Origin of the sequence: Desulfosalsimonas sp. (assembly GCF_046483245.1) — a bacterium.
Classification (GTDB): Bacteria; Desulfobacterota; Desulfobacteria; order Desulfobacterales; family Desulfosalsimonadaceae; genus Desulfosalsimonas.
In genome coordinates this window covers 1-6,518 of record NZ_JAWODO010000072.1, presented here as the reverse complement: position 1 = coordinate 6,518, position 6,518 = coordinate 1, and the positions used below count along the sequence as shown (strand labels likewise).

Sequence of the window (6,518 nt, the reverse complement as noted above, 5' to 3'; positions counted from 1 at the left end):
GGGTTATTTCATTGTCCATCCACTGTTCGTAATCCTGAAATAATCCCTGCATTTCACTCAACTCTTGTTCCGACTGCGAGGGAGGTGGTTTTCCAATTTCCGATAAAATATCGGGAGAGGAAGAGATGCGTTGATTTGTAGTAGTTAACAATACATAAAAAAGGGCCGGCCAGGCGCCTGCCCAAAAGCCGCCGCCGGCAGCTTCGAAAGGTGAAAAAATTATAGAATGAAAACCATTTGTGTCATAGACGGCCAGGGTGGCGGTATTGGGGCGGCCATCATCAAGCGGTTGCGGACGTTGTTTGAAGAGGACGTCGAGATTGTGGCCCTGGGCACCAACGCCATTGCAACCGCCCAGATGCTCAAGGCCCGTGCCAATAGGGGCGCATCCGGAGAAAATGCCATTTTGCAGACCGTGGCCCGCATGGATGTGGTCATCGGGCCCCTGGGCATTGTCATGGCCAATGCCATGATGGGCGAGGTGACACCGCAAATCGCCGGGGCCGTTGCATCCAGCCCCGCACGCAAGATGCTGGTGCCCCTCTCCCAGGAAAACGTGGCCGTGGTGGGCGCATCCAGCATGCCCCTGCCCCATCTGCTGGATGTGCTCATTGCCGAGCATCTTCAGCCTTGGTTAGATGAATTCAACTGAAACAGGAGTATATTGAAAAATGTGCGAAGCCAATGCATATCTGATAAAAGATCAGGAACCGGAACTGATCATGGAGGCCGTGGATACCATCGAACCTGAAGACGGGGGGTTTAAACTGGTCAATATTTTCGGGGAGCAGAAGTTCGTCCGGGCGGCCATCCATTCCCTTTCCCTGGTGGATCACAAGGTGTTTTTCAAAAAGGATGAATCCTGAATCCGGTGCCTGGCCAACAGTCCCCGGGAGATGCATGAAGATTACAATCGCAACAACGGCCGGGTTCTGCATGGGCGTGCGCCGGGCAGTGGAACTGGCCCTGGATGCCGCCAACAAGGATGGCGGGCCCATTTATACTTATGGTCCCCTGATTCACAATCCCCAGGTTTTGGCCATTCTCGGGCAAAAGCAGATCTCCGTGCTGGAAAAAATCCCGGAAACCGGCCGGGGCACGGTGATCATCCGGGCCCACGGGGTACCGCCCGAGGATAAACAGGCATTAAAAGATGCCGGTTTCAAGGTCATAGATGCCACCTGCCCACGGGTGATCCGGGTTCAATCCATTATCGCCCGGCATGCAAAGCAGGGTTTTGCCGTGATTATCGCAGGAGACCGTGAGCATCCTGAGGTGCGGGGGCTGCTTGGATATGCCGGCAGCCGGGGCCATGTGGTCAATTCCTTTGAAGAGATAGAGGCTCTGCCGGCCTTTGAAAATGCCATCATCGTTGCCCAGACCACCCAGAACACCGCGTTTTTCGAAAAGCTCAAGCAATGGGCCGGCCGTGCCCACCCCCATTACCAGGTTTTTGACACCATTTGCGACTCCACGGAAAAGCGCCAGGCAGAGGTTCAGGTCTTGGCCGGGCAGGTGGATGCCGTGGTTGTGGTGGGCGGCTACAACAGCGGAAATACCCGGCGGCTGGCCGATATTGCGGAACGGTCCGGGAAAAAGGCCTTTCACGTGGAAACCGCAGAGGAGCTTCCTGTGGAAGAGTTGACGGAATGCCGGAGCATCGGCATTACCGCCGGGGCGTCAACGCCCAATTGGACCATCCGACAGGTCGTGCAGCACATGGATCGGCGGCTGACCGGAAAAGGCGGCCGATGCAGGCGATTTGCGCATATGCTGATGCGCTGCCTGATGCTTTCCAACCTGTATCTGGCCGTGGGGGCGGCGGGGCTGGCCGCAGCAGGCACATGGCTGCAGGGTGCGCCTTTAAGGCCCCATTATTTGGGTATTGCGGCATTATACACCCTTTCCATGCATACCCTGCACCATATGCTCGACCGGATGGCCGACAGGTACAATGACCCGGACCGAGCACGGTTTTATCAGGAAAATCGGTATGCCCTCACAACCCTGGCCGGTGCCGCCGGTCTCGGGGGTTTGGGTGTGGCCTGGGCAATGGGGCCGTTGTTTTTCTGGCTGCTGCTGTGCATGAGCCTGCTCGGGGTGGTCTATAACCTGGAAATTGAGGGAAAAGGGCCGGGTGTGGAGAAAATTTCCGTTTTCAAGCGCATCCCCGGCTCCAAGACCGTGCTGGTGACCCTGGCCTGGGGGATGGCCGCCGCCCTGTTTCCGGCCCTGGACGCCCATGGCTACTTTACTCCGGCCAGTATTGCGGCCTTTGTCTGGATTTCCGCCCTGGTGTTTGTGCGAACAGCGTTTTTTGACATCAGTGACATGCAGGGAAGCCGGATTGTGGGCCGGGAAACCATTCCGATCATTCTAGGCGAGCGCCGGACCCTGTTGCTGCTCAAAGGCGTTCTGGCGGTGCTGATTGTGTTGCCGCCCCTGGCTGCGGCTGCAGGGGTTCTGCCCTTCTTATCGTCCGTGTTTAGTCTTTGCCCGGCAGCTATGCTTGCATTTCTGGTGAACCATGAGCGCACCGGGCATTTCCCGGGCGTGTTCCAGGGGTTTATAATGGAAAGCCATTTTGTGTTTGCAGGCCTCCTGGCCTTTATCTGCACAGCCCTGACCGGATAAAAATTCGCAAACCAACCCGGCCAGGAAAAATCTGGACAAAAGACATGGATGAATTTGTTGAAATTCCGATAACCGGGGAACTGGACCTGCACACGTTCAGGCCTTCGGAAGCCGGCGACTTAATCGATGATTATCTGGAGGCGTGCCTGGAAAAAGACATTACCGTGGTGCGCATTATTCACGGAAAAGGCACCGGCAAACTCCGGCAGCGCGTGCATGCGGCCCTTAAGCGTCACCGGCTGGTGGCCCGTTTTGAACTGGCCTCCCCGGACGCCGGCGGCTGGGGTGCCACCCGGGTGTGGCTCAAGTCCCCGGACGCCCGTGAAGCCTGACAGGCATTGATGGAAAAATTTCCCAGAAAAGTTTTTGCCACCCTTTTTTTTGCTATTTTTGTATCGGTTACAGGGGTGGGCATTGTGGTGCCCCTTTTGCCGGTATATGCCCATGAGCTTGGCGCCAGCGGTTTTTCCATCGCCCTGATTTTCGGCGGTTTTTCCCTTTCGCGCACGTTTTTTCTTCCCTGGTTCGGCCGGCTTTCTGATGCGCACGGAAGAAAGCCTTTCCTGGTAATGGGGCTGTTTTCCTATTTTGTTATTTCCGTTGCATTTGTCCTGGCCCATCAAATCCACAGCCTGATTGCCATCCGGCTCATCCAGGGGGTGGCCTCGGCCATGATCATGCCCGTGGCCCAGGCGTATGTGGGGGATATCACCCCGGAGGGAAAAGAGGGCATCACCATGGGCGGATTTAACATGTCGGTTTTTGCTGGCCTGAGCATTGGCCCCCTCATGGGCGGGGTGATCCAGGATGTGTTTGGTTTGAACATGGCCTTTGCCTGCATGGGAGGGCTGGCGCTTTTTGGCTTTTGCCTGGCCGCGGTTCTTCTTCCCCCGGCGGCTGCAGAGCGGATTTATTCCGTGGGCCGGACCCCGGTAAAGTGGGGCCTGCTTGTGCGCGACCGGATGCTGGTTGCCCTGTTTTCCTTCCGCATGGTCTATACCACCTGCATCGGCATTATCTGGGGGTTTTTGCCTGTGTATGCAAATGATGCCTTTGCGCTTTCAAGTTCTGCGGTGGGGCTTTTGGTGATGCTGGGGGTTTCAGTGAGCGGATTGATCCACATCCCCATGGGAATGCTGGCAGATCGATGCGACAAGCGCCTTATGGTGGTGGCCGGCGGGATTGCCGTGATTGTGGCAATGCTGTTGATGGGCACGGCCGGGGGTTTTTCCGGGTTGTTTGCGGCAAACGTGGTGTTCGGAATCGGCGGCGGGGTGTCCATGCCCGCAGTCATGGCTTTGGCCGTGATCCGGGGCCAGAAGATCGAGGCCATGGGGTCGGTGATGTCCATGATTACCGTGGCCCACAGTCTGGGTATGCTCATGGGATCGATTTTTGCCGGGCTGATCATGGATTGGTTTGAACTCAGGTATGCATTTTTTCTGGGCATCCTGATCATGGCCGCGGGCACGGGCCAGTTTTTTGCCGGAACCCGGCATTCAGACGCAGCCGCCAGGCCCGGACGGGAAAAAACAAATTAAAAAGGCCTTTTCAGATAGCCGGGGCTGAAAAACAGCGCCGAAGAGGAAATTTATGCAGACTGCAGGCCAATATGCCGTGATAACAGGTGATTTTACGGGATTTTCGGCAATGGATCCCAGTGCACGCCGGTCCATGCCCGGGCTCATGGACAAAGCCGGTAAGGCTTTTTGCCGGCTGATGCCCGGGGTCATGCCGTATCCCATCTCCGTGTTCCGGGGCGACAGCTGGCAGGCCCTGTTTTCCGATCCGTCCTGCGCCTTGCGGGCCGCGGTGTTTATCCGGGCTTATATCCGGGCCTTTGGCGGCCATCCGGGTTTTGACACCCGTATGGCCATCGGCGTCGGGGATGTGGATTACGTGTCTGAACAACAGGTGACAGCCGGAGACGGCACGGCCTTCCGGCGCTCCGGAAAGATGCTGGAAAAAATGGGTTCGCCCCGGGCCGGGGATCTTCGTTACGCTTTTGACAATGCTCCGTTTGAAGCCGTCATTGACGCCCTGGTGCGCGCCACCGGGGCACTTATGGAAACCTGGCGGCCGCTTCAGGCCAGAGCGGTGATCGGACGTCTGGAGGGCTCAAAGATCGCCCAAATCGCGGCTGATTGGCCCGGGCCGGCTTCGCCTCAGGCCGTGTCCCGGCATTTGAAAAAAGCCCGCTGGAATGCAATCAACCACGCCATTGCAGTGTTTGAGCAAACCCTTGACATCCTCCCCTCCCTAAAGGAAGGGGATTCCTGACTATGCAGCCAGGCCCGGTACTCTGTCGCCATTTCTCGAAAGTTCCTGCTGCCGACCGCTTGTGCGGTTCGCTTCACAGGCCAACCCCCTCTGCCCGAGGGTTTGGATATTTATTGCGGCGTTGTGATCGGCATTGATTTCAAGGCCGCATGCTTCGCATACAAACCGGCTCTGTGATTTCCGGTTGTTCTTTGATATATGCCCGCACACAGAACAGGCCTGCGATGTATGGTGCGGGGAAATCCTGACCAACTCCCCGCCAAGCCACGCCAGCTTGTATTCAAGCTGGCGCATGAACTCGCTCCAACCCTGATCCAGGATGGACTTATTGAGCCCGGACTTGGCTTTGACGTTCTTTCCCGGATTCTCCATGGTCCCCTTGGCGGATCCCGACATATTCTTTACTTGCAGATCCTCCGCATATACTCGGCCATAGCGTCGAACCAGGGCGGTAGAGTGTTTGTGAAGATAGTCCAGGCGCACGTCCCGTATCTTGCGGTGCAGCTTGTTCACCTTCGCCTTCTGTTTCTTCCAATTCCTGGAAAACTTGTTTTTCCGGGAAAGTTTTCGCTGCTCCCGGGCCAGCTTTTTCTCCAAGCTCCTGAAGGCATTGAGCGGTTCACTGAAAGTGCCGTCCGAGCAGGTATAGAACCTGGAAATGCCCATATCCAGGCCTGTGCTTGGCTCTCGCACAGGACACGGATCGGGGATTTCCTGTTCCACCTGCACGGATATATCCCAATGCTTTCCGTTCCTGGTGACAGTGACATTTTTAGGCTTGCCCTCTATCTCGCGGCTTTTGTAGAACCGGAACCATCCGAGCCTGGGGAGATAGACATGCCTGTTCTCCAACCGGAAGCCCTGAGGAAACCGAAAAGAGTCATGCAGAAACTTTTTTTTGAACCTGGGATAGCCGGGATCCTCGCCTTCGGAGAAATCGCCGCCCCGGATTTTTTTCATTCTGCGAAAAAAATTCTGATACGCCCGGTCCAGGTCAATGAGGCTTTGTTGCAAGATTTGGGAATGGACTTCCTTTAGGAAGGCAGATTCGTGTTTCCACTCCGGCAGCAGGTTCAAAAGCTTGGTTTTAGACAGCAGCTTTGCGTTATCGTTGCTGAACCTTTCGTCCTGCACTGCAAGGGCCTTGTTCCAGGCAAAGCGACAACACCCGGCGAATTGGGAGAACTTCTGTTTTTCTCCATCCCGGAGCTTGAGTCTGAATTTATATCCCTTGCGTATAAGCATAGTTTATATTATACTTTTGGCCTATGGATATGTCAAGCAAATTAAGAACTGGAAGGCATTGTGTATTTAATCTCCATGTTCATTTGGTCTTTGTTACAAAGTACCGGCATGGAGTATTAACCCGGGATGCCATTGACAGCTTGCGGGAGATTTTTGATTCAGTGTGCCGGGACTTCGAGGCCGAGCTTGTGGAGACAAACGGCGAAGAGGACCATGTGCATTTGCTCCTACATTATCCTCCCAAGGTCCCGGTTTCCAAACTGGTCAACAGCCTCAAGGGAGTATCGAGCCGTCTGTTAAAAAAGAGACATCCGGAGTTGGAGAAAAAATACTGGAAAGGCAGGCTCTGGAGTCCGAGC

The 6,518-nt window shown here is 55.6% G+C and carries 8 protein-coding genes; 7 read left to right on the top strand and 1 reads right to left on the bottom strand.

The genetic code is table 11. The features are described from left to right. Positions 1–226 precede the first annotated feature (226 nt). The 6 genes from R6U41_RS06925 to R6U41_RS06900 all read left to right on the top strand — a co-directional run bounded on the left by R6U41_RS06925 (position 227) and on the right by R6U41_RS06900 (position 4,914). Positions 227–652, top strand: coding sequence for a DUF3842 family protein (locus R6U41_RS06925; RefSeq protein ID WP_410269104.1), 426 nt, complete (start codon positions 227–229; stop codon positions 650–652). A 19-nt stretch (positions 653–671) separates the two neighbouring features. Next, positions 672–866 (top strand): CooT family nickel-binding protein, encoded by a 195-nt coding sequence (locus tag R6U41_RS06920; protein WP_181549518.1) that lies wholly within the window; start codon positions 672–674, stop codon positions 864–866. A gap of 34 nt (positions 867–900) precedes the next feature. Further along, positions 901–2,634, top strand: coding sequence for a 4-hydroxy-3-methylbut-2-enyl diphosphate reductase (gene ispH, locus R6U41_RS06915; protein ID WP_410269103.1), 1,734 nt, complete (start codon positions 901–903; stop codon positions 2,632–2,634). A 44-nt stretch (positions 2,635–2,678) separates the two neighbouring features. Next, entirely contained in the window at positions 2,679–2,966 is a 288-nt protein-coding gene (locus R6U41_RS06910; RefSeq protein WP_410269102.1) for a Smr/MutS family protein, read from the top strand. 9 nt (positions 2,967–2,975) lie between these two features. Beyond that, positions 2,976–4,175 (top strand): MFS transporter, encoded by a 1,200-nt coding sequence (locus tag R6U41_RS06905; protein WP_410269101.1) that lies wholly within the window; start codon positions 2,976–2,978, stop codon positions 4,173–4,175. Between the two features lie 109 nt (positions 4,176–4,284). Then, positions 4,285–4,914, top strand: a complete 630-nt coding sequence (locus R6U41_RS06900; RefSeq protein ID WP_410269100.1) for a hypothetical protein — start codon at positions 4,285–4,287, stop codon at positions 4,912–4,914. On the opposite strand, the gene R6U41_RS06895 is transcribed toward R6U41_RS06900, so the two are convergent. Further along, positions 4,915–6,159, bottom strand: coding sequence for an RNA-guided endonuclease InsQ/TnpB family protein (locus tag R6U41_RS06895; RefSeq protein ID WP_410269099.1), 1,245 nt, complete (start codon positions 6,157–6,159; stop codon positions 4,915–4,917). Between the two features lie 23 nt (positions 6,160–6,182). On the opposite strand from R6U41_RS06895, the gene tnpA reads away from it, so the two are divergent. Continuing rightward, the coding region (gene tnpA, locus R6U41_RS06890) for an IS200/IS605 family transposase (RefSeq protein WP_410269098.1) at positions 6,183–6,518 on the top strand (336 nt) is incomplete at its 3' end.

Coding starts and splice junctions, on each gene's coding strand:
- R6U41_RS06925 (WP_410269104.1), top strand. CDS start 227: ATGAAAACCATTTGTGTCATAGACGGCCAGGGTGGCGGTATTGGGGCG.
- ispH (WP_410269103.1), top strand. CDS start 901: ATGAAGATTACAATCGCAACAACGGCCGGGTTCTGCATGGGCGTGCGC.
- R6U41_RS06900 (WP_410269100.1), top strand. CDS start 4,285: ATGGATCCCAGTGCACGCCGGTCCATGCCCGGGCTCATGGACAAAGCC.
- R6U41_RS06920 (WP_181549518.1), top strand. CDS start 672: ATGTGCGAAGCCAATGCATATCTGATAAAAGATCAGGAACCGGAACTG.
- R6U41_RS06905 (WP_410269101.1), top strand. CDS start 2,976: ATGGAAAAATTTCCCAGAAAAGTTTTTGCCACCCTTTTTTTTGCTATT.
- R6U41_RS06910 (WP_410269102.1), top strand. CDS start 2,679: ATGGATGAATTTGTTGAAATTCCGATAACCGGGGAACTGGACCTGCAC.
- R6U41_RS06895 (WP_410269099.1), bottom strand. CDS start 6,159: ATGCTTATACGCAAGGGATATAAATTCAGACTCAAGCTCCGGGATGGA.